This is a genomic window from Desulforhopalus glucosivorans (assembly GCF_054397165.1).
Genome location: NZ_AP044854.1, coordinates 1,488,157 through 1,511,397, shown reverse-complemented (window position 1 = coordinate 1,511,397; position 23,241 = coordinate 1,488,157). Strand labels below are relative to the sequence as shown.

The following is a 23,241-nucleotide window of genomic DNA, read 5'->3' as shown; positions in this document are numbered from 1 at the left end:
TTACTTTGGTTAATTTTGCAAGTGCCTGAAACAGTCAAACCTGTAACAATAACAGCTAAGAGCCAAGTTGCAAGAATATTTTATTGTACAAATAGACAATTCCAAAAATGTAATACACATTAGAAAACGAGGGAGAGTTCAAGCTTCGTCATAGGTTTTATTCACCACCCACCTCTCATTGTTTGCGTTTCTTTCTGAAATACTTTATTATTTCGATAATTTTCCCATAAATGAATATGCTTATGAAAACGCTTCAGGTCAAATTCTCTGAGGATATATCACAACACAGATGACACTTTGTCGGTATTGCTAAAAAATGGACACACATAATTCGCCTTCTTCAACGGAGACGATGATAGAGCTGATCAAGGTTTCCAAAACCTACACTCCTGACGTCATCGCTTTACAAAACATATCAGTATCAGTAGATGTTGGAGAGATGTTTTTCATCATCGGCATGAGTGGTGCCGGTAAGACGACGCTACTGAAACTCCTCTGCAGTATGGAAATACCAAGTAAGGGGTTAATTGAGATTGGTGGCCAACCCATAAACCAGCTCAAAGGCCACAAGCTATCTAAATTACGACAGAAAATAGGGGTTGCCTACCAGGACTTTAAACTTCTCACCGATCGCACGACCGCTGAAAACATTGCCATCTCCATGGAGGTTTCTTACAAGAAGCCTCAGCTCATAAAAAGAAGGGTCCGCGACCTTCTCGACCAACTTGCCCTGTCTGACAAACATGACACTATAACCGGGGAACTCTCCCGTGGTGAACAGCAGCGTGTTACCCTTGCACGAGCCATTGCAAACTCACCCACCATGATTTTAGTTGATGAGCCCACCGGAAACCTTGATGCAACAACCACTGAACGTGTCATGAAGCTTCTGGCCAAATCAAACAAAGCGGGTGCCACCATAATTATTGCAACCCATGATGATTCCATTTACAGGCACAGCACCCACAGGGTCATGGAGCTCAAAAAAGGTGTCATCCATAGTCTCTCCGGAGGCTTATCATTATGAGTTTCTGGCTAACTGTTATACGACAGGTTGGACGTAACCTCCGTCAGACATGGGGCTCACAGCTAATGACTCTTCTTACTGTAAGCTTATCAGTTCTTATTTTTGCTTTCTTCTACCTCATCTACTCCAACATGCTCAACCTTGGGGATAAATTAGGAGATGACCTCAGTCTCATTGTCTACCTGGAAGACGAGCCTGGACCAGAACTCAGACAACAATTAACGAAAAAGATTCGAACCTTTGATGAAGTTGAGTCCATCCGTTTTGTCTCACGCAGTGAAGCATATAAACGATTTGCAAATCAACTTGGTGAAAACCAGGACGTCCTCAATGACATGCCGAAGGACTTCCTGCCACCTTCAATTGAGGTTATTCCTCTTAAAAACCTGAGGAGTCTCAATCAAGTTAAGCTCTTTTCCTCGTATCTTGCTCGCCTTCCAGGCACACTCAAAGTGCAGTATGGACAGGATTGGGTGGAACGGTTTTACTATTTTACCCGCCTTCTTTCGATCATCGTACTGCTTAGTGGAACGCTGCTCATATTAACAACCATCTTCATGGTAGCCTACACAATCCGCCTGACGATCCTGGGCAGACAGGCAGAACTTGAACTTCTAAAACTAGTTGGCGCAACCAATAATTATATTCGAACACCATTTTTACTGGAAGGCCTACTCCAGGGGCTCCTCGGCTCTACCTTTGGTATCGGTTCACTCTACGTCTTATTTCAATGGATAAAACTCAGATTCTCAGGACCAGGTTTTCTTAATCTCTTTGAGTTTTCCTTTTTTCCACCAGGGGTAACTATAACCATCATTGCGGTATCGATACTCCTCTGCACCGTTGGAAGCTTCTCAACTATGCAGAAATTTTTACGAATATAACATTGCTGTTAACATCAATTAATAACAGTAAAAACAGTGACAACCTTGCCTCAAAAAAAACATACATTTAGTCAAACCATAGATTACCGCACTATTGCACGTCACTGCTGTGCCATATGTATAGTTCTCCTGTTTATCTCTATTCCTGGTCACAGCAATGCAGTTGAGCAGAACCCAAAAGCTGACAAAGAAGTTTCAAAATTTCGAATTAAGATTCGCAGACTTCAGCATGGGATTGTTCAGCAGAAGAATCAAATTTTTGAAACCGAACAGCAGGAAATCGGAATTCTCGAAGAAATAGAAATACTCGACAATAAGCTTTCCGTTCAAAAAGAGAAACTCTCAAAGCTTACTGACAAGATGAATCATCAGCAGGACCTCATTGACAGGGAAGAAAAAGCCCTAGTCAAGATTCGTAATGAGAGAGACGCTGTTGAAAAACATCTGCAGAAACGAATTACTGCATACTATACCATGGGTGACATTGGCCTTTTAAATGTTACTTTTTCCACAAAAACACTGCCTGAACTTCTCACCTTCCACGACTCCTTTGATTCTCTGATTAAATATGATCAGGATGTGATTAAGGTGTACCGGGAAACTATTAAAGAACTTGAACGGGCAAAAGATGCTCTGACCCTTGAAAAACAAGTCCTTGAAGAATTCATTCTAGTTGCAAAAAAAGAGCAATCAATACTTGCAGACACCAAGGCGGACAAAAGAAGTCTCCTCACCTACGTCCGCACCCAAACAAGACTTCACAAGCAGGCAATTGAGGAGATGCAGCAAGCCTCAGAACAACTTGCAGATTCAATAGTAGCCATTAAAAACAAGAATGCGGTGTACGAAGAGGGATTTTTCACCAATAAGGGAAGCCTGCCCCCACCCGTTGATGGAACAATTATCACCCTTTTTCAGGAGCAAAAAACTAATAAACTTGGCATTGACCGGAAATCTCTTGGTATTGAACTCCAGGCCGCAGATGGCACAGATATAATTGCGGTTGGTGGAGGAGATGTTATATATTCGGGATATTTGAGGGGTTACGGCAATACTGTTATAATACACCACGGTCGACAGTACTACACCGTAACCTCCAGGATTGAAAAAATAGTTGTAGAGAAAGGTGACAAGGTCCAGATAAATGATAAGATTGGTACTGTAGGGGATACAGCAACACTCTTTGATGAAGGCCTCTATTTTGAAATACGCCATGGCCGAGAATCTTTGGACCCTCTGCTCTGGCTCAATCCTAACCGACTCTCCACCTTTCATGAGAGCAGCTCGTAAATGCAGGGGCATATGACGCCACCCAAAAACCTCATCTCGATAAGAGATAACCATGACTATTCAACTATTATTTCGCATTTTTAGACTTCCCATAATTGTATTATTCTGTGTTGCAATATCAAGCACAGCACATGCTGAAATTTCCCAGCAAGATCGAACTGATACCTATAAACAATTAGAAATATTTTCTAATGTGTTAAGCATCCTGCAAAATAATTATGTGGAAGAGATTGACACAAAAGAAGTACTAAATGGTGCTATTAAGGGGCTGTTATTTTCTCTTGATCCGCACTCCGCCTATCTGCCGCCGGAAGGCTTACAGGAATTGCAGGAAGAGACCCAAGGGGCCTTTTCAGGGATTGGGATTGAAATCACCATTAAAGACGATCTTCTTACAGTTGTAAGTCCTATTGAGAACACTCCAGCCGACAAGGCCGGACTGAAAGCCAACGATATCATTCTTGAAATAAACGGAGAAAAGACCAAGAATATGGGCCCATATGAGGCAATCAAACAGCTCCGCGGAAAGCCTGGTACGGACGTGACCATTTCCATCCATAGAAAGGGCTGGGAAGAGCTCAAAGAAATCACCCTAACCCGGGACATGATTCCGCTTCAATCTGTAAAAGTTGAGGCACTATCACAGGGGTTTGTATATAGCCGTATCACGAACTTCCAGTCACATACTGCCGCTGATTTTAAAAGTGGCCTTGCTGCCATTCACAAGATCGGCCCTATAAAAGGCCTTATACTTGATCTTCGCAACAACCCGGGAGGACTTTTGCTTCAGGCTGTAAACATATCTGACATATTTCTCTCTGCTGGGACAATTGTCTCCACAAAAGGCAGAATTACTGAGCAGAACACTATTTTTTCAGCCCATGACAATAGCACAGAAACCGATTACCCCATGGTCGTACTGGTAAATGAAGGTTCAGCGAGTGCAGCAGAGATTGTTGCAGGAGCCATTCAAGCCCATAAGCGGGGCATCATTGTTGGTAATCAAACCTTTGGTAAGGGCTCTGTTCAAACAATTATACCACTTCCCGATGGTGCTGGACTGCGCATGACCACTGCTAAATACTATACTCCGGACGATAAATCTATCCAGGCCCTTGGCATTACCCCAGATGTCGAAGTTCCCTTTATCGCTTGTATTGAGCCTGTATCTCAGGAAAAGAAAAAAGCACGCATTAAAGAGGCTGATCTTGCCAATCACCTGCCTGGGAGCGATGAAGAATTACATGAAATGAATGCTAAGGAAACAGCGTTAAAGCAGAGACTTGATCAAGACAATCAACTCAGAACTGCATATAACATACTAAAAAGTCTTACACTGTTTTCAGCCTTTAAAGAAAACAGTATTCATTAGAAATGTTCTCCTATAATAAGGGAGGTCATACTCCCCTCCCTTATCTAAGATCGTACCTACAGGCCAAGTTCTTTTAAAAATTGTTCATCCTGGGACCAGTTTTTCTTCACCTTCACCCAAAGCTTCAACAAGACCTTTTCACCAATGAGCGTTTCGATATCCTTTCGCGCTGCAATTCCAATACTTTTTAGTTTTTTACCGCCCTTGCCGATAACTATACCTTTTTGTGATTTTTTCTCGATTACAATTGAGGCGTGAATGGTTACCAGCTTTTTCTGGGTATCCTCCTTAAACGACTCAACCTGTACAGCAGTTGAATATGGGATTTCCTGACCTGTGAGTAAAAACACTTTTTCGCGTATTATCTCTCCGCACAAAAATCTTTCCGACGCATCCGTTGGAATATCTTCTGGAAAATAACGAGGACCTTCGGGCAAAATAGAGAGAATTTCATCCATTAAATGCTTCACCCCGTCGCCATCAAGGGCAGAGGTAGGAATCACAGCCTTAAATGGAAACAGGTTGTTATATGCTTCAATAAGGGGAAGTACCGTTTTCTTATCGATGAGATCAATCTTATTCAGCACCATGATTGCAGGGCTTTTGACCTGCTCCAGGTAACCACGGATTTCCTCATCTTTTTTATCCTGTACTTTTTTAGGCAGAGGCAGAGATACATCGACGAGAAATAAAACAAGATCCACATCAGCAAGACTCTCCATGGCAACCTTCACCATTTCGACATTTAACGGCTCCCGTGACTTATGTAACCCCGGAGTGTCAAGGAAAACCACCTGATAGTCATCGTCATTGACGATACCAACGATACGATTTCTCGTTGTCTGAGGTTTAGGTGTGACGATCGATATCTTCTGACCAAGAAGGTAATTTAACAGAGTGGATTTACCCGCATTAGGGGGGCCTACGATGGCCACAAGGCCAGATGTTACTGGTTTTCCAAAAAGATCCATAATATAAGAGTAATAATTTTTTAAAAAGAGTGATAATAAATGTGGGCAAAATTGCATTCCACACTATACTGTGTCACGTTTGTTTATTTATAATAGACAAGGCGATGCTCGGAACACTATAATAATAACTGAAGATATTGCTTACCACCTTGAGTTGCAAGCTATAAAGCAATTATTTATTACCAACGAAACTACCTCCAAGTCTAACGGCCTAATGATTGCTACAGGAAAACTTATCGAATATCTCGATAGCGGAAAATTTGTGTGTGCTCTGGTCACCGAAAGCCAGGCCAAAAGACTCCGCCTTATCAATCAAAACGGACGTGAGCTCAACCTCCCTATTTCCAGGGTAGTGCACTGTTCGGACCAGACCCACCAATCGGACGCTAGTCGAGAATCCCTCATCAGCCACCTCAAAGACACCACAGACAAACGTTGCACGCTGATGTCTCAGGTTAACCTCAAAGAATTATGGGAACTCACTGCCGATGAAAGTACGTCTGTTTTCAGCCCTTCTTTTCTCGCTGAACTAATTTTCGGCGAAGATGCAAACGATGACACCATCTCAGCATTCCTGCGCTGCGTCTTTGTGGACAAATTATATTTTAAATATAAGGAAGGTAAGATTCAGGCAAATAGCCCCGAAAAGGTTGAACAGTTACTGGTACAACTTCAAAAAGAAGCTAAGAGAAACAGACTCATTGAAGAAGGTTCAGCTGCTGTTTCAAAAATACAGGCACCTGAGTTTAAACATTCAGAGCTCGACCCTTTCCAGGTTGAGATTCTTGAAATTATCAAAGAGTACTATCTGTTTGGAGGTGATGCAAAAGATGCGGCTATTGCTCAAAAAGTACTTAAGGCCTCTGGTATCACTACCCAACATGGTCCATTTCACCTGCTGGTCAAGGCCGGTGTCTGGTCAGAAAACGAAAACATTCCCCTTCTAAAAAACGATCTGCCGGTCAACTTCTCACTTGCAGCAAGGCAACAGGCAGAACACGTTCTCCAATGCAACAATGAGGACCTGTTTAAAGATCCGGGCAGAAAAGATCTAACCCACCTGGAACCTATCACAATAGACGGCCCAACCACTCTTGATTTTGACGACGCTCTCACCATTGAGCCCCAGGATAAAAATTTTCTGGTCGGTATTCATATCTCAGATGTCGCACATTACGTTAAGCCTGGCGACCCTCTTTTTGCCGAGGCAATGAGGCGTGGAACGTCCATCTATTTTCCTGAATCACAAATCCCAATGCTCCCAAGGCATCTTTCCCAGGGCGTTTGCAGTCTGATTCAGGATGAGATTCGTGCAACATTTAGCTTTATGGTCCTTTTGTCTCCAGAGGCTGAAATCCTTAAGGTGAGGATATTCCCATCCATTATTAAGGTAAAACGACGACTTACATACGAAGAAGCCGATAACATGTTAGAGAGTGATAAAGAAATTAAACTCTTCAACATGCTTCGTAAAAAATTGAGAAAAAACAGGCTTGAGCAGGGAGCCTTGCTTCTACCCTTCCCTGATGTCAATGTATTCATTGACCACCATGGAAAGGTACATGTCAACCTTGCAAAAAGTGATACTCCAGCCAGGACCATCGTTTCTGAAATGATGATTCTGACAAATCAGGTCGCTGCAAAATATGTTGCTGACAGACTGGTACCAGGTCTTTTCAGATCCCAACCGCCTCTTAAAAAGAGGATAGTACATGGCGAAGACAGCGACCTCTTCCAAAATACGCTACAACGAAAGAATATGCCCCGCGGGGAGCTTTCCACAAACGCTAAACCCCACTCAGGTCTTGGAGTGTCACACTACTCCACTGTTACCTCACCTATCAGGCGTTTACTTGACCTGGTTATGCAACATCAGCTCAACTCTATTGTAAGGCGACAGGAACCCTGTTTTACAGAAGAGATGTGTAAAGATTTTACTTCTGTTTTAAGTAGAACTCTGTCTACTGCCAACAACGTCAGGCAGCAGCGACAACGGTATTGGTTACTTAAGTATCTCGCTGACAGAAAGGCTCAGACAATTGATGCCCTCATCATCAATGCTGGCCCCAAAAGAGTCAATTTGCTTTTAACTGATATCCTAATGGATATTGACCTCCCCACCCCCGGAGGCCGCCCTCTTGTTAATGGATCTGTCGTTAAAGTGAGAATCACAAAATCAGACCCTCTAGACAATGTGGTTAAGTTTGAATGGTGATTAAAGATTTGTTCGGCTTTTTTTCCCTGCATTGTTTGCATTAATCTATAACCACCATGCCAGGATAATGTAGCGATATGATCAACATCCCTCAACACTTGCCTTTCTCATTGTCTTCACCTTCACCGTATCATCTACTTTAAAATTTTTTGACTTTTTGTTGCATTCAAGCACTACGGTATTCCCTTGCGTCTTTTTCACGACACATTTATCACTCGCGCTAAAAGCTACGGGAACACCAACAATTACCAGTTGTATCAATACTGCTGCTGTTATAATTTTTTTCATTTTTCTCTCCTTCGTTTTGGTTATTCATATTGTCCTCACTGATTTCAGTGTAACTATTTCCAGTGCATTTCCCAGTTCTTCTGGTGGATATAGGGTCATGTAGGGTAGATACAGCTTCTGGGCACAGGATGAATTATTACTTTATAGGTATGGAGGAAGTTGTTATAACAAGGCAGTTATTGTACCCAACTCAACTTCAAGTAAAGAAAAAATGACAGAAAAATCATTTCCAGGCCCCATGAGTATGATCAAGATTGATGGCCACAAAATTAAAGTTTTACGTGAACAACAGGGCCTCACACAACTGTACCTTGCAACGGCCGTCGATGTCACAACTGACACAATATCCCGTTGGGAAAACAAACGATACCCCTCCATTAAAAAGGAAAATGGTATTCGACTAGCCGAGGCCTTAGAAGTCGAACTCGAAGAAATCCTCGATACACAAGATGAACCTGCAAAATCTGAAACAGTTAAACCTGCAGAGCATCATGCTGCCCAAACTCCAGATACAAGTAAAGAAAAAAAGACATTACTCAAAAGCTGGCCCATATTACTTCTTTCAGGAACTCTATTTGGGGTAATTATTGCCTTTATCTACTCTTTTTTCCAAATGAGCAGCAACGTAACTGTAACGGCCACAAGAATTGCCCCCAGTCACTATATCGTTGGTCAGGTCTTTCCTGTTAAAATTGAACTCTTAGCAGAATCAGACGATGAAGTTGCCTTTATACTGAAAGAATCTATCCCTGCAAATGCTGAAATCATCAAGACACAACCACAACATAGTGGACATAATGAAAAAAGTGGGAAAAGTGGAAAAAGTTCTCAAACTTCGTTCTTAAAATGGATTACTAAGGCAAAGATACCCACCAGTTTTTCCTATCTCATGAAATATAATGGTAGAGAACAGCCGATTCTTACATTTGAGGGTAGTATAGCTACAGCTGGTGGAGATGCCCTGCCCATTGCAGGCAATAGCACAATGCGTTCTGGCAACCATCACTGGGCGGACACAGACAGAGACAATACAATTAGTGATGAAGAAATACTCACAGTATACGATAAATTTTCCGGAATCATAGGCCTGGAAGATGAAATCGATCTCATTGAAGAAATTTGGTTAGGCGATGGTTACAACTGGAATACAGACACTCTCGACTATGATATTACCGAATAACCAAACAACACTTACTATTACAACCTGAGTTACAGCCATGCAAAAGTCTTTAAAAACCCGTAATATTCAATGTTTCCTCACTGTCCTCATTATTGGTCTGCTACCTTTAGCAAGCCATGCATCAACAGTAAACGGCAGGTACCTTAAAGGATCTGGCTCTACAATTACACTTGAGATCTCTGTTGGAAAACCAGCACCTAGCAGTATCATTGTTGAGCAATCTTTTAGCCAAAAGAACAAGGTCACAGCAGCTCAACCAAAACCAAATAAAATGAGTGGTAACGGGAATGCTAAATGGCTTCTTAAAAACATTAAGCCTGGCAAAAAAAGATTCACCTTACAACTTGCAAGCCCTCTAAAAGGATCAATTCGTGGGGTCGTTCGATATAAAGATCCTGCCAGCGGAAAATTTCTCGAACAAAGCTTCACCCCATAATGTCGCTTCTTTATACCGGTACCCTTTCTTAAGGATCTTGCTGTAATGGTATCCACGATTACAGCAAGTGAACCTATCTCCCCCCTCTAAAGTTTCTTTTCACCCAAGTACTCATCTACCTGTAATTACGCCAATGCCGACCCGACATCTAGTCTGAACTGGGGTAATATCCCCACACATCCACTTCAAAAAGCACGTTCTGGACGTTACAAAAATAGAAACAGCACAATTTCTATCAACTGTTACCAGGAGGTACATTATGAAACGTTGGATAAACATTGCAATTACAATTTCCCTGTTTTTTTGTCTACACAATCAGGCCTATGCAGGCAATAGAGGCGTTAACGGTCTTATAATAGGTGGCGGCGCTGGAGCGATAGTGGGCCAGAGTATTGGTAGAAATGTTGAATCAACTATTATTGGTGCAACTGTAGGAGGCATTCTAGGGGCAGTCATTGCGTCTGAAAGCGGACGTGGACACCATAGACCTGTTGTGATACATGAGCGTCCAAGACGCCACCACGTGCAGTATCATCACGTACCGAGACATAATCCACCTAGAGTAGTGTATAGCCAATCCTACAGGCACGGGAACAAACACTATTATAAGGGACAGAGACATAAAAAATCTCACCATAAAAGAAAGAACGTTCATTACAGTAAAAAGCACAAACATCATCGGGATTGCGATCGTCCCCACAGGGGATATAACCCAAGGTAAAAACATACTCATTATTTTGTAATATTACGCATAAGATGAATAATGTTCATGATGTGCCCAATACACTCATCAGTGTATTGGGCACTGCTCTTTTTAAGAGAAGATTGAGCTAATCATGGAAAACCAATGCAATTTTCTTTCATAGTCTATAGAATATAGTATCAATACAAGTGAGTTGGGTCCGAACTCTTACCTTTAAAACATTTCTAACCATGGTGAATGTTTGTTAACTGATCCCTTCATAAACAGATGCATAAGCGATACATTAAGTGGACTGCGCGACGGCCTGACACTTTTTTCAGGTCACAGTAGAACTGCACTTATATTCGCTCTCAGTTCCAACGATCAACTTTATATTTGTGATCCTCAAAACCTTATTCGTGGCTATGAACCTATACTTAAATCCCTATTCATTGATAACACAACGTGGCGTGACTCCCTAGGTACTGACAAAGAGACACCGTACAACCATATTGAGTCCCTGAAGAACTTACAACTCGACGGCCTCATCTCCTTTGGTGGTAGCTCAGGACCTGTTTTTTATCAGATGTGGTTCACTGAACATCACCCTAATATTTGCGCCCTTTCTCCCACCGAGTGCTGGCTTGAACACGCCGTCCTGCGACTATCCCACGACATTGCCAATGACAGTAGCCTATACACCGGTATATCCGGATCTTTTTTAAGGGAATATGCAGGCCATGCAGTTCGTGATTCTATTGTAGATCGTGCAGGAGAGCAACTAGGCCTAGATGTGCAGATACGAATATACCCACTTCTCGATGCGGTACTCGGCATATCCAAGACAAACGAAGAGGGCCGTCTTCCATATGGTTCCCTCACCTTTGTTGAGCCACGCTCCCTTGATAAAATATATTTTCTCGCAAAATTTGATTCTTCAGAACAACCTCTACTGACGAACCTGAAACATGTACGAAAACTACTCCAGACCGTTGAATATTCAAACCGTGCCCTGATTTCTGATGGTGTCAGTATTGTAGGAATTGCCAAAAAGCCAATAGAACCATTTCATATAACTGCTGACTTTCAGGGAAAATTTGGTTTTCTCAATGTGGACGATAACAAGATTTGCAGTTTTCAAGATGGGCGCTATAGCTCTGACACACATCGGGCAAAGCTCTTTGAGATGGAAGAGGCTCTTCTTGACTTCCCCCTTGAGCCATCAACAAGGGTCGATCTTTTTAAAATTGTTTCATCTCTTGTTCATACAGCAGGTGACAAAATGTTTGGCTGCACCTTTGTTGTGGACCTTGCAAAAAAACCTACCTCTATTGCCGGCCAATCTCTTACTCCGCCCATTGACCTCAGACAACCTAACAAACTTGAACTTGCTGCAGGACTCGCAAAAGTCGATGGAGCACTACATATCAGTGCAGATCTTCATCTTCACGGTTTTGCATGCCTGCTTGATGGACCGCAGGTAAAAAATGAAGACAGGGCCAGGGGAGCGCGATACAATTCAGCACTCAGATTCACTGCACAGCACAGAGATGTTATTGTAGTAGTCGTTTCATCGGACAGACCTGTTTCTATTTTTCTTCAGGGCGAGGAAATTGTTAATAGATACAGTAATGCGTCAGTTACATCCTGTGCACTCTACGCTACCCCGCTCAGTGAGTGGCTTGAAAATGGCGAGTAAACGACCCTACTTTACACATCCCCTGCACACAAGATGGGTCCCCATAGTTTCAAGTTTAGTTTCCATCACCATTTCGCCACACATATCACAGGCTCTTGAGTCTGCCCTCGGTGCTTTATCAGGCATAATAAAATTTTCAAGGATCTCAACATCAAAAAAACCTTCTGGACCTCTTGAAAACAATTCCTCTCCCCGACTCTCGTAGAGTTTTTCATAGGCCGTAACATCAGAAGCAGCAGGATTGCCTGCTGCTATTTTTCCAGCAAGTTGCTGTTCTTCATCTGGAATAGCAAAAATCTCATTTTTAAGGGATAATCGCACCCCTTTTCCACTTGTTCGACTGGCAAAACTAAATGCCATTTTACCGTAGTCAAGATAAAAGAAATTACCCTTGCCGAAGGTACACCCTGTAAGAACCTGAATTGCATCACAGCAACATGCATCCGTTTCCACAACTGTAATGAGTTCTTCATCGACGGAATGGACTTCAACCAATAGTTTCATGGCAAGTTGAGCCGCAAGATAACCAATGGTAACCCCCATGCAGGTGTGTCCGTGAAACTCTATACACCTTTTATAATCGGCTTTATTTTGGATAAATTCAGGTATGTACATGGTTCTCCTCTAACATCCCAATAAAAGGGATAGAGACAATTCACGTCGTCATCTCGTTAAATGAAAGTATTATTTCTCTATTATCACCATTCATACTACGTACTCTGTAATCTACTACACCTTAGCTATAGCTATGCCCTTTCTTTCAGGAGATAAGCCGTACTATTTAACCGTAAACAGACCTTTAATTGCTCCCTTACAGTTTTAACTGCAATATAAGTGATTTAATAAGTGAATTCATGAGTGATTTATATACAATAAAATAGAGAAAAGTTGCGACGATTCGTTTAATTTACTTCTATATATTAAAAGATCCACCACAAATAGGACAGTAAATACAAAGGAGATAATGTAATGCCGCGAACGATTGCCCATGCAGTATCGGACCTATTTCTTGGAAATGCTCCAGCGTGGTACAAATTAGCAATTATTGCTTTTCTCATCCTTAACCCAATACTGTTTTTTACAGCTGGCCCATTTATAGCTGGCTGGGTCCTGATCGGCGAATTTATCTTTACCTTAGCCATGGCACTTAAATGCTATCCATTACCTTCAGGCGGACTGCTGGCAATGGAGGCTGTCGCAATCGGCATGACCCATCCAGAATCTGTCTACCACGAAGCATTGAATAATTTTGAAGTGATACTGCTCCTTATTTTCATGGTAGCAGGTATCTACTTCATGAAGGATTTTCTGCAGTTTACTTTCACCCGTATTTTAGTTCGAGTTCAATCTAAAAAAACTATTTCTTTGCTTTTCTGCTTTACAGGAGCCTTTCTTTCCGCCTTTCTCGATGCTCTAACCGTTACCGCTGTAATTATTGCTGTCGCCTATGGCTTCTATGACATTTATCATAGATATGCATCCGGAAAAGCCGCAATGCACACCCATGATCTCACTGAAGACCACAACCTTAAAGACACCAGAAAACGAGAATTACGCATGTTCAGGGGTTTCCTACGAAACCTTATGATGCACGGTGCTGTTGGAACAGCACTTGGCGGTGTTTGCACCCTTGTCGGCGAACCCCAGAATCTGCTTATCGCAAGTGAAATGGGGTGGGACTTTGCAGAATTTTTCACTAAAATGATTCCGATATCCATGCCTGTACTTCTAGTGGGGCTTTCAACCTGTTATCTCGTAGAAAAATATCGACTCTTTGGCTATGGCATCAAAATGCCCGGCAACATCAGGTCCCATCTACTGGAAAAAGCCATCCAAATGGAGGAGGAAAGAGGCTTGGCTGGTAAAGCACGCCTCATAATTCAAGCTATTATCGGTCTTTGGCTCATCTTAGCTCTCGCATTTCACCTTGCAGCAGTTGGAATCGTAGGGCTCTCGGTCATTGTTCTCCTCACGGCCTTTAATGGTATAATTGACGAACATCAAATAGGTAGCGCATTCAAGGAAGCCCTACCGTTCACAGCATTACTCGTGGTATTTTTTGCTATTGTAGCTGTAATACACGACCAACATCTTTTCACACCTGTAATCGGCTTTGTTTTGTCTATGAAGGGGCAGGCACAACTGGTTGCATACTATGTGGCAAATGGTACATTATCAATGATCTCTGACAATGTATTTGTTGCTACGGTCTATATTTCTGAAACAAAACTACAATTCATCAATGTGTTAAACAACATTGAAGGTACTGGAATGAGCGGTGAGGCTTTAATGGCCCTACTCACAGCCCCCCATCACAGTTGGCCCGAAATCCTTTCTGGAATGCCGCAGGATGTGAGTTCTCAGGTAATTGCTGTTATGACTCAATTTGAGAAACTCGCTATCGCCATAAACACAGGAACCAATATCCCCAGTATTGCAACACCCAATGGGCAGGCTGCTTTCCTGTTCCTGCTCACCTCTACCCTTGCACCTGTTATAAAACTCTCCTACGGTCGTATGGTGGTACTCGCCCTTCCCTACACTATAACCATGTCAACCACGGGGCTTTTGGCTACCTATTTTTTCCTGTAGATTTCATCAACCCTTTTTGGCAGACAACAAAAAGCCCGATTGATACATCAATCGGGCTTTCTAAACTTTAGAGGTAAGGTATTTAATGCAGCTCTACACCGCTGGAAAATTTTAGAGCTCTTTTACCCATACTGGAATGCGCTGAAGGATATAGCCCTGTACAGCTTCTTTTTTCTCTCCGGCTTCAACCTCGCCAACATCTTTCATAACTTCCTCAAAGTCAAACCAGCAAAGCTCCCTATTATCTTTACTGTAAACTGTAAGAATTCGTCTATTGGCAACCTCTATATCTTCTTCTTCCTGTATTGCCCCAACTAACTGAGCAGCCTCTTGAACGCTTAGGAAATCCAGTTCTTCATTACTCATAATTTTTCCTTAAAAAAAAAGGCGAGCAGGATAAGATCCTCTCGCCTAATGAAACATTTTTTCTGGAAATTACGCAGTCTTTACAACAGCTCCAGAACGGATACAACGGGTACATACTCTCATTCTCTTGGTGTTGCCACCTGAAGTCGCCTGACGAACAGTCTTCAGATTTGGCAACCAACGTCTTCTTGTCTTGTTGTGTGCATGGGATACGTTATTACCAGTCATAGGTCCCTTGCCACAAATCTCACATACTTTAGCCATGGTATTCTCCTTATATCAGATTTCCCAAGTCAGCTGAGTAGGGAAACGAGTTGAAATATGTATTAACAAAATATAATTTAGAATCAAGCTACATACCATCTTTAATGAACTATGGCAAGTGCTTTCAATATCAATCTGCATAATATTCGTCAATCCATTAACCTTCAACTGGGAAAAGAGAAATCAGAATATTTTGTCCTTCAACCTTAAGAGCATGGCGACGCAGGTGGGTTGAATCATGGTTTAAACACTCCCCTGTTAAAAGGTCATATTTCCATTGATGCCTGGGGCAGGTTACGACCAGGCCGTCAATCGGTCCTTCCGTTAAATCGGCACTCTGGTGCTTACACCCTACTTCAATGGCGAAAAAATCACCATTTTCCTGTCGGACAATACCAACCTTTTTTCCCATTACGGTATAAGATTTAATGTGTTTGTCCTCAAAATCGTTTATTTTAGCTATCTTTATATAATCCATGAAGAGTCTTTATATTTTTGAATTTTGACTTATATCAAATGCTTTTTATTGCAACCTTGTATTACTTGTTATAATGTAATTTGTAGTTAAATGATAATAATTATTACCACTACTTTCTATGACTAATCTAAAAAACATCTGGAATTTTTTCGCCTCTGTCAAACTCGCAATTTTCACCCTCTGCAGCCTTGCCATCACCTCGATTATCGGCACCATTATCCCCCAGGGAGAAGCAGCCGGCTTTTATGTGAAACAGTATGGAGCTTCAGCTGCACAGTTTATGCAGGTACTTGATATTCCAGACATGTATTATTCATGGTGGTTTCTTTCTCTTTTATTGATACTCAGCATTAACCTGATAGTGTGTAGTATTGAGCGTTTCCCCAGGGTTTGGAAAATCATTCAAACCGATAATCTACAGGTTTCAGCCGAGCGCATTGGAAAAATGAGCAGTGCCAGAGAGTGGCAGATATCCGCTGAAAACATTAATAAAATTAATCCTGAAGATATTTTTAAATCTGTCTCCATGCATCCTGAGAAAAAAGAGACAGAAGCTGGCACACTATATTTTAGTCAGAAAGGGAAATATAGCCGCACTGGTGTATATATAGTACACCTCTCCATTCTCGTTATTTTTCTTGGAGCAATTGTCGGTTCTATTTATGGTTTTAAAGGCAGCGTCATGATTCCCGAAATGCAGGGGACCAACAAATTCTTTTCTTCCGAAGATTCTTCATCCATTGATCTTGGTTTTACCGTACGTTGTGATCAATTCATAATTGAATTTTACGATAACGGCATGCCTAAAGAATACCAGTCAACCCTTACCGTTAGTGAGAATGAAAAGAAGATCTTTACAACGGATATTGAAGTCAATAGTCCACTTACTTATAAGGGGTTTACTTTCTATCAATCAAGCTACCAGGGTTACCAGGATTTCATACTCACAGTAACAGACAAAGAATCCGGAGAAACCAAGCAGGCAATCATACCATTCCAGAAACAACAGAACTGGGAAGAGATGGACCTTCGCTATGGCATTGTAAATGCTGAAGCTGTAGGGCAACGTGTCACCCGAACAAAACTATGGCTCAAGAGTGGGGACAGTCCCGCCACACTGACATGGTTGAATGACAACCAGCAAGGTGTTATCACCACGGAGAACAACAGTTACGATGTCACTGTAAAGCAGATGTATGCAACCGGTTTACAGGTGGCGAAAGATCCTGGTGTATGGATTGTCTATTTAGGATGTGGCCTGATGCTTCTAGGGTTATATATGGCATTCTTTCTCTCCCATAGAAGATTATGGCTATTCCATGACACCTCCGCTGCCAATCATAAATTGATTCTTGGGGGTAACGCTAACAAGAATAAGCTTGCATTTAAGCAGTTGTTTAGCAAACTCGAAAACAAGATTGACAAGCTGGCGTAAATACTAAGATAATCATTAAACGCTTAGTGCCGATACTTACTCGAAGTGTACACTTATCTGAAGTCTAAACTTATCAAAGCCCTCTAAAGGCTTGATGAGCCTGTAAACTATACGGAGCCCATTGAATGAACAGTTCGACCCTACTTGGAATCACAACATTTACCTATCTTTTTTCAACCCTTCTTTATGTTGCCGTAGTTGTTTTTAAGGCTCCAAAGATTGGGAAAATCGCTACCTTCTTCACAGCCTGTGCATGGCTTGTTCAGACAGCCGGTCTTCTCTTGCGTTGGTCTGAATCTTATCAGATGGGAATTGGTCACGCCCCGCTGACTAACATGTACGAATCGGTGGTCTTTTTTGCCTGGACCATTATTATTCTTTACCTGATCATAGAATTAAAGTTTAAAACCAAGGTCATCGGAGCATTTACCGTACCTTTTGCCTTTTTGGCCATGGCGTATGCCTCTTTTTCAACTGATATTTCCAAAACAATTAACCCACTAGTGCCAGCCCTTCAATCTAACTGGTTGATTTCACACGTTGTCACATGTTTTATAGGGTATGCGTCTTTTGCAGTTGCAGCAGCACTTGGAATTATGTATCTGCTTAAAAGTGACACCCCCAATACCGAACAATCCAAACTTAGCGAATCCACACACCTCCCCTCACACTCTGTACTTGACTCTCTTATCCATAGTACAATGGTATTTGGTTTTATCTGGCTCACTGCCGGTATTATAACAGGTGCTGTCTGGGCAAACTCCGCCTGGGGAACCTATTGGAGTTGGGATCCTAAAGAAACCTGGTCACTCATCACCTGGTTCTTTTATGCCTTGACTCTCCACGCAAGATATACCAGGGGATGGAGTGGAAAACGTATTGCTCTTCTTGCAATTTTTGGTTTTATTTCAGTACTTTTCACCTACTACGGTGTAAATTTTCTCCTGAGCGGCCTCCACAGTTATGGTTCTGCATGACAAGTGCGACGCTGTAGGACTTTTTCATTATTTACAGACATTTATCTAAATTGACAAATATCAATTAAAACTGTATAAAGAATTAATAATAGGCTGTTAGGTATGCAGTACACATTAATTCATCCCAGAGGATTGATATCATGCTGAAAAAGATTCTTGCGTGTTCCGTAGTAACCTTGTTCGTTCTCGTTGGTTCTGCCAGTTGCTTTGCATCTGATGCCGGTCCTGCAGACATCACCATGGTTGGTGAGAAAAGTAAAAAGCCAAAGCCGGCCATCTTCCCCCATAAAGCTCATCAGGATAAGCTTAAGTGTGGTGAGTGTCATCATGGGATGGCTGATGGAAAGCAGGTTCCTTATGTTGAAGGTCAGGAAGTAGCTAAGTGTGAGTCTTGTCACAATGCTGAAGTATTACCTGGAAAGATGATGGGTAAACTTAAACTTGACACCATCAAAGGCGCTGGACATGGTAACTGTCTTGCCTGTCATAAGAAAATGGCTAAAGAGAACCCAGACCTCAAAGCTAAGAAAATTGACAAATGTGCTGCTTGTCACCCCAAAAAGTAGTAATTTTTCATATTAGTTAGTTACAGTAACCAAAATGGCCGCGTTCTTTTAATTAAGAACGCGGCCATTTTTATTTTCACCCTGGTAATTACGTTGAACCACCAAGGTAAAATCATATATAGAAAACTTTGCTATCAGGAATCCTGAAACTTAGAGATATCCCCTACCAGCAGAATCAAATCCCCAAGACCTGTAAGGAGATTCAGGCGATTCTGTTTTACAGCCTCATCTTCTGCCATCACCATCACCTGATCAAAAAAGTTATCAACAGGCTCCTTCATCTCAAGCATATGATTAAGAGCCGTACTGTATTCTGCAGCAGCAACTGCTTCTTTTACTTTTGGAGTAATATCTGTAAAGAGGCTGTAGAGTGTTTTTTCAGCATCATCGATGAGCAGGTCTTCAGACACAGCCGTGTCAGAATTCTTTTTAATGATATTACGAATACGCTTATAGGATGAAGCAAGCACGGCAAAAGAAGGTTCTTTATATATATCGCTCATCGCCTCAATTCTTTTGAGACAATCATTTATATCATCAAAGGATACGGCAAGTGCTGCGTCAACACTTCCTGCCATGTCTCCCTTAGAGATCCTGTCATTTTTGAATCGCCCTTTCACAAATGAAATTACAGAATCTACAGTTTCACCTGAACCGTTAACCTTATCACCATACAAGGCAAGCGCCTTTGATATGATCTCCCGAAGAGATATACGATACCCCTTCTCCTCAATAATGTGTAATATGGCGAGGGTAATTCTGCGCAAGCCAAATGGGTCGGCCGTACCTGTTGGCACAAGACCGATACCAAAACAGCCCGCAAGACTATCAATACGATCAGCAAGCGCGAGTATCGCACCTGTGTCTGTTGACGGCACGGCAGCTCCAGAGCGTTTAGGCATATAATGCTCTTTAATGGCAACAACCACCGAATCAGCTTCCTTATCAACCTCGGCGTAAGCCGCTCCCATTACACCTTGAAGAGAAGGAAACTCTCCAACCATATCTGAGAGCAGGTCACCTTTACAGAGCAGAGCAGCCCGACTGACATCATCAATGCATGTTTCATTTACTTTTTCAGCAATAATTCTAACAAGCTTAACAAGTCTATCTTTCTTCTCCAGCATTGTTCCAAGTTTTGCCTGAAAGATAATACCGTCCAGGCCATCTACTCTGGACTCAAGTGTATTTTGACGATCACCATTATAAAAAAACAGTGCGTCCTCAAGTCGGGCTCTAAGAACACGTTGATGACCCTTGCGAGTCACATCAGGATCATTAACAGTAGTATTATTAACGGCAATAAAGCCTGGCATGAGTGCACCCTTACTATCCACAACAGGGAAGTACTTCTGATGCTCCCTCATTGAGGTGATAAGAACCTCAGGCACAAGCTCGAGAAATTTTTCATCAAAGGTGCCACAAACACCGACCGGAGACTCGACAAGGTTAGTAACAGTGTCTACCAAGCCCTCGTCTACAGCCACGTGACCACCGACCAGATCAGTATTCGCCTCGAGTGCCAGATTAATTTCTTTAACAACCTGCTCTCTTCGAACCTTTGGATCAACGATGACATTATGCTTTTTTAACAGCTCAAAGTATGAAGCAACACTATCAACCACAAAACTATTATTGGCATGGAATCTATGACCTGCAGACTGATTTGAGCTGACAATACCCTCATGTTCAAAGCCTACGACATCACTTCCAAAGAGCGCTAAAATCCACTGGATGGGGCGGACGAATGCTATATTATTTGCACCCCAGCGCATGGATTTTGGAAATGAAAGCTCTTTTATGATTTCAACAAGAACTTCAGGTAATAACCCTAAGGACTCCTTACCCACCACCTCGCGAATAAGCATCAGATACTCACCCTTTGGAGTGTCTACGATCTGAAGTTCAGCAGGTGTGACACCCTTAGAGCGGGCAAAACCTTCTGCCGCCTTAGTAAAATTACCATCGGCGTCATACGCTGCTTTTTTAGAAGGTCCAAGCAATTCTTCTTTTATATCTTTCTGGGTCTCAGCAACATCGGATACGATAAGTGTGAGACGCCGCGGCGTACCTACTACTTTGATTTCACCGTGGTCAAGACGTAAATCTTTTGCCTTTTTGGTGAACTTGTCACGCATTTGCGCATAGGCAGGCTCAAGGTAACCCGCTGGAATTTCTTCTGTTCCTATTTCAAATAATAAATCACGCATGGATATTTAATAGTATAGTTTATCGTTTAGCTGCTGGGTTAACAGGACTCTACTGCTGCAAAGGTTGAAAAATCATCACCAAAATTATGTACTGTTACAGAGAACCACTCAATGGCACTTTCATCCTTAAGCCCGGATGCGACAGTCTTGGAGAGAAGCTCAACTGACAGCGTTTTTTCTAGCGGCAGAGAACTTCCATTCAATTCTTTTTCAACACCCTTTTCAATAAGCAGTAGCAGATCCTCAATCCAGAAGAACTGATTAAAGCGCACACTGACCGTCACCGTCCCCCAACTGCCCATAGACCCTGGTAGCCTTTGCTTTTTTTTAGCAAGAAATGGCAGACTGATAGGAACATCAATGGTAAGGGTTAGATCATCTTCATCGAGAAGCGAACCATGCATTGCACACTGATAGTGAGCAACGTAATTCCTCCCATTTTTTTCACAGTTTAAAAAGTAGGGAAACTCTAGTTCTAAATGGGAGGCCTCAGCATCAAGCCTTGTCTTCATCTTAGTAAGAATTGATGAAAAGCTATTCATGGTGATCTCGCCGTGACATTCATTGAGTATCTCGACGAAGCGGCTCATATGTGTCCCCTTAAATTTATGGGGTAGGTTCACATATAAATTAGCACTTGCAATGGTGTGCTGAGTTTTCTGAGCCTTGTCTTTTACAGTTATGGGATATGGTACTTTTTTAACGCCGACTTTTTTAATATTAATTCTGCGGCTATCCAACTGGCTTTGAATATCTTTCATAAAATGCGGGGAGCACCCTAAATAATAGTTTTAACTAACCACAGTAGACTGGGAAAAACACCTTTGTAACTGATAAAAGACTCATACGTGGCGACTCCCGATCAATGAAGTCCAACAAACAGGAACTTCAGATCAACGCAGGTTTCGAGCGAATGTAAAGGTACTAAGACATTACTTCTCAGCTAAAAGTCTCTGCACCGCCTCTTTCAGTCCATCAAGATTCCCTGATTTAACAATATATTCCTCAGAAGCCCAGGTACTAATATCTCTTTGAAACTCTTGATATGCACTACTCAGAATGACTGGTATTTCCGGTCGGAGCATCTTCATCTGTCGTAACACTTCTATGCCATTCATGCCAGGCATATGAATATCAAGAATAACTATATCCGGATCATCTGCCTGAAATTTTTTTAGCCCCTCTTCACCATTTACAGCAGAAACGACCTCATATCCCTCGTCCTCAAATTCTTCACGATACACAATCTGAATGGAGGGCTCATCATCGACGAGTAATATCTTCTTCATTGCATGCTCCTTCATCATCTGTAACTAAACATTCGCGCAGGTAAGCAGCGGCTTCTTCTGGTGGTATGGGGTTAATATAAAAACCACTTCCCCATTCGAAACCGGCAATAGACGTCAATTTAGGAACTATTTCAAAGTGCCAATGGTAATACTCGAGCCCATCCGAGTGGAGTGGCTCAGTATGAAGAACAAAATTATAGGGGACATTTTCTATACATTTGCAAAGCCTTTTCAGTGCTTCACCAAAGACCTCAGCCAGCTCATGGAGGGCAGTGTCATCCATGATTGAGAAGTTTGAGCTATGTTTTTTAGGTAGAACCCACATCTCAAATGGTGTCCGGGGTGCAAAAGGTGTTATGGCAATAAAAGAATCATTTTGACACACAACACGTTGTTCATTCTTAATTTCCTGGGAGATGATATCACAGAACACACAACGCTCTTTATAACTAAAGTGTGATTTGGCACCCTCAAGTTCAGAGACTATCATTCTAGGAAGAATTGGAAGTGCGATAAGCTGAGAATGCGAATGCTCCAGGGAGGCCCCTGCTGCTCTGCCATGGTTTTTAAAAACCATGACGTATCTAAATCTGGGATCTTTTTCCAGATCTAGTATGCGATCTTTATAGGCACGGAAAACTTTAGCCATTTTCTCGGTGGAGAAATCAGCAAAATTTTCACCGTGATTGGGTGTTTCAATAATGACCTCATGGGCTCCAATACCGTTCATCTGGTCATAGAGTCCAACTCCTTCCTTTTCGAGATCACCTTCAATAACCAGGGCGGGATACTTATTGGGTACTACTCTAACCTGCCATTCAGCCCCGTCATCCCTCTGTGCATAATCGGGGATAGATAAAACTTCCTTAGGAGTAAACGATTCATTCCCTGGACATAGAGGACAAAATCCTCCAGCCCCTTCAAATGTTTCTATGGGAAAATCGGTAGGCCTTTTACGCCTTTCCTTAGAAATTATGATCCATCTCCCGATTACGGGATCTTTTCGGAGCTCAGGCATAT

General features: G+C 42.1%; 23 protein-coding genes. 13 read left to right on the top strand and 10 right to left on the bottom strand.

Annotation, left to right across the window (positions count from 1 at the left end; all coding sequences use genetic code 11):
- Positions 1-316 precede the first annotated feature (316 nt).
- Genes ftsE through ACX6CI_RS06450 form a run of 4 tightly spaced genes read left to right on the top strand, consistent with a single transcriptional unit; the run spans position 317 to position 4,573 of the window.
- Positions 317-1,027 carry a cell division ATP-binding protein FtsE gene (gene ftsE / locus ACX6CI_RS06465; RefSeq protein WP_458777346.1) on the top strand — a complete coding sequence of 237 codons (711 nt, stop codon included), beginning with the start codon at positions 317-319 and terminating at the stop codon, positions 1,025-1,027.
- On the top strand, positions 1,024-1,911 hold the full coding sequence (locus tag ACX6CI_RS06460) for a cell division protein FtsX (protein ID WP_458777345.1): 888 nt from the start codon (positions 1,024-1,026) through the stop codon (positions 1,909-1,911). Before ftsE ends, ACX6CI_RS06460 begins: the two co-directional genes overlap by 4 nt.
- 45 nt (positions 1,912-1,956) lie before the next feature.
- Positions 1,957-3,201, top strand: a complete 1,245-nt coding sequence (locus ACX6CI_RS06455) for a murein hydrolase activator EnvC family protein (RefSeq protein WP_458777344.1) — start codon at positions 1,957-1,959, stop codon at positions 3,199-3,201.
- A gap of 52 nt (positions 3,202-3,253) precedes the next feature.
- Positions 3,254-4,573: a S41 family peptidase gene (locus tag ACX6CI_RS06450; RefSeq protein WP_458777343.1), complete on the top strand. Its 1,320-nt coding sequence runs from the start codon at positions 3,254-3,256 to the stop codon at positions 4,571-4,573.
- 56 nt (positions 4,574-4,629) lie between these two features.
- On the opposite strand, the gene era is transcribed toward ACX6CI_RS06450, so the two are convergent.
- Positions 4,630-5,544, bottom strand: a complete 915-nt coding sequence (gene era, locus ACX6CI_RS06445) for a GTPase Era (protein ID WP_458777342.1) — start codon at positions 5,542-5,544, stop codon at positions 4,630-4,632.
- Positions 5,545-5,623: 79 nt separating this feature from the next.
- On the opposite strand from era, the gene ACX6CI_RS06440 reads away from it, so the two are divergent.
- Positions 5,624-7,759 carry a ribonuclease catalytic domain-containing protein gene (locus ACX6CI_RS06440; protein WP_458777341.1) on the top strand — a complete coding sequence of 712 codons (2,136 nt, stop codon included), beginning with the start codon at positions 5,624-5,626 and terminating at the stop codon, positions 7,757-7,759.
- Positions 7,760-7,840: 81 nt separating this feature from the next.
- Here the strand turns inward: ACX6CI_RS06440 and ACX6CI_RS06435 are convergent, their stop codons facing one another.
- Complete coding sequence (locus ACX6CI_RS06435; protein WP_458777340.1) at positions 7,841-8,047, bottom strand: hypothetical protein; 207 nt, start codon at positions 8,045-8,047, stop codon at positions 7,841-7,843.
- 211 nt (positions 8,048-8,258) lie between these two features.
- Between ACX6CI_RS06435 and ACX6CI_RS06430 the strand changes: the two genes are divergently transcribed.
- The 4 genes from ACX6CI_RS06430 to ACX6CI_RS06415 all read left to right on the top strand — a co-directional run bounded on the left by ACX6CI_RS06430 (position 8,259) and on the right by ACX6CI_RS06415 (position 12,044).
- Positions 8,259-9,227 (top strand): helix-turn-helix transcriptional regulator, encoded by a 969-nt coding sequence (locus tag ACX6CI_RS06430; RefSeq protein WP_458777339.1) that lies wholly within the window; start codon positions 8,259-8,261, stop codon positions 9,225-9,227.
- Between the two features lie 37 nt (positions 9,228-9,264).
- Positions 9,265-9,663 carry a hypothetical protein gene (locus ACX6CI_RS06425; RefSeq protein ID WP_458777338.1) on the top strand — a complete coding sequence of 133 codons (399 nt, stop codon included), beginning with the start codon at positions 9,265-9,267 and terminating at the stop codon, positions 9,661-9,663.
- A 259-nt stretch (positions 9,664-9,922) separates the two neighbouring features.
- Entirely contained in the window at positions 9,923-10,384 is a 462-nt protein-coding gene (locus tag ACX6CI_RS06420) for a YMGG-like glycine zipper-containing protein (protein WP_458777337.1), read from the top strand.
- Between the two features lie 223 nt (positions 10,385-10,607).
- Complete coding sequence (locus ACX6CI_RS06415; protein ID WP_458777336.1) at positions 10,608-12,044, top strand: diadenylate cyclase; 1,437 nt, start codon at positions 10,608-10,610, stop codon at positions 12,042-12,044.
- 6 nt (positions 12,045-12,050) lie between these two features.
- Here ACX6CI_RS06415 and ACX6CI_RS06410 read toward each other — a convergent pair whose 3' ends face one another.
- Positions 12,051-12,659 (bottom strand): FmdE family protein, encoded by a 609-nt coding sequence (locus tag ACX6CI_RS06410; protein ID WP_458777335.1) that lies wholly within the window; start codon positions 12,657-12,659, stop codon positions 12,051-12,053.
- 354 nt (positions 12,660-13,013) lie between these two features.
- On the opposite strand from ACX6CI_RS06410, the gene nhaB reads away from it, so the two are divergent.
- Complete coding sequence (gene nhaB / locus ACX6CI_RS06405; RefSeq protein ID WP_458777334.1) at positions 13,014-14,636, top strand: sodium/proton antiporter NhaB; 1,623 nt, start codon at positions 13,014-13,016, stop codon at positions 14,634-14,636.
- A 111-nt stretch (positions 14,637-14,747) separates the two neighbouring features.
- On the opposite strand, the gene ACX6CI_RS06400 is transcribed toward nhaB, so the two are convergent.
- From ACX6CI_RS06400 to ACX6CI_RS06390, 3 genes are all read right to left on the bottom strand, one after another.
- A complete protein-coding gene (locus ACX6CI_RS06400) occupies positions 14,748-15,002 on the bottom strand; it encodes a hypothetical protein (protein ID WP_458777333.1) in 255 nt (84 codons plus the stop codon).
- A 69-nt stretch (positions 15,003-15,071) separates the two neighbouring features.
- Positions 15,072-15,266: a 50S ribosomal protein L28 gene (rpmB, locus tag ACX6CI_RS06395; protein WP_458777332.1), complete on the bottom strand. Its 195-nt coding sequence runs from the start codon at positions 15,264-15,266 to the stop codon at positions 15,072-15,074.
- A 157-nt stretch (positions 15,267-15,423) separates the two neighbouring features.
- Entirely contained in the window at positions 15,424-15,744 is a 321-nt protein-coding gene (locus tag ACX6CI_RS06390; protein WP_458777331.1) for a Rieske (2Fe-2S) protein, read from the bottom strand.
- Between the two features lie 118 nt (positions 15,745-15,862).
- On the opposite strand from ACX6CI_RS06390, the gene resB reads away from it, so the two are divergent.
- The 3 genes from resB (at position 15,863) to ACX6CI_RS06375 (ending at position 18,722) form a co-directional block, all read left to right on the top strand.
- Positions 15,863-17,179, top strand: a complete 1,317-nt coding sequence (gene resB / locus ACX6CI_RS06385; protein ID WP_458777330.1) for a cytochrome c biogenesis protein ResB — start codon at positions 15,863-15,865, stop codon at positions 17,177-17,179.
- A gap of 125 nt (positions 17,180-17,304) precedes the next feature.
- On the top strand, positions 17,305-18,156 hold the full coding sequence (ccsB, locus tag ACX6CI_RS06380; RefSeq protein ID WP_458777329.1) for a c-type cytochrome biogenesis protein CcsB: 852 nt from the start codon (positions 17,305-17,307) through the stop codon (positions 18,154-18,156).
- A gap of 140 nt (positions 18,157-18,296) precedes the next feature.
- Positions 18,297-18,722, top strand: coding sequence for a cytochrome c3 family protein (locus ACX6CI_RS06375; RefSeq protein ID WP_458777328.1), 426 nt, complete (start codon positions 18,297-18,299; stop codon positions 18,720-18,722).
- 134 nt (positions 18,723-18,856) lie between these two features.
- Here ACX6CI_RS06375 and glyS read toward each other — a convergent pair whose 3' ends face one another.
- The 4 genes from glyS to galT form a co-directional block, all read right to left on the bottom strand.
- Complete coding sequence (gene glyS / locus ACX6CI_RS06370; protein WP_458777327.1) at positions 18,857-20,932, bottom strand: glycine--tRNA ligase subunit beta; 2,076 nt, start codon at positions 20,930-20,932, stop codon at positions 18,857-18,859.
- Between the two features lie 38 nt (positions 20,933-20,970).
- Positions 20,971-21,693: a GTP cyclohydrolase I FolE2 gene (locus ACX6CI_RS06365; protein WP_458777326.1), complete on the bottom strand. Its 723-nt coding sequence runs from the start codon at positions 21,691-21,693 to the stop codon at positions 20,971-20,973.
- Positions 21,694-21,864: 171 nt separating this feature from the next.
- Positions 21,865-22,221 carry a response regulator gene (locus ACX6CI_RS06360; RefSeq protein WP_458777325.1) on the bottom strand — a complete coding sequence of 119 codons (357 nt, stop codon included), beginning with the start codon at positions 22,219-22,221 and terminating at the stop codon, positions 21,865-21,867.
- Positions 22,196-23,239: a galactose-1-phosphate uridylyltransferase gene (gene galT / locus ACX6CI_RS06355; RefSeq protein WP_458777324.1), complete on the bottom strand. Its 1,044-nt coding sequence runs from the start codon at positions 23,237-23,239 to the stop codon at positions 22,196-22,198. Before galT ends, ACX6CI_RS06360 begins: the two co-directional genes overlap by 26 nt.
- Positions 23,240-23,241: the final 2 nt, after the last annotated feature.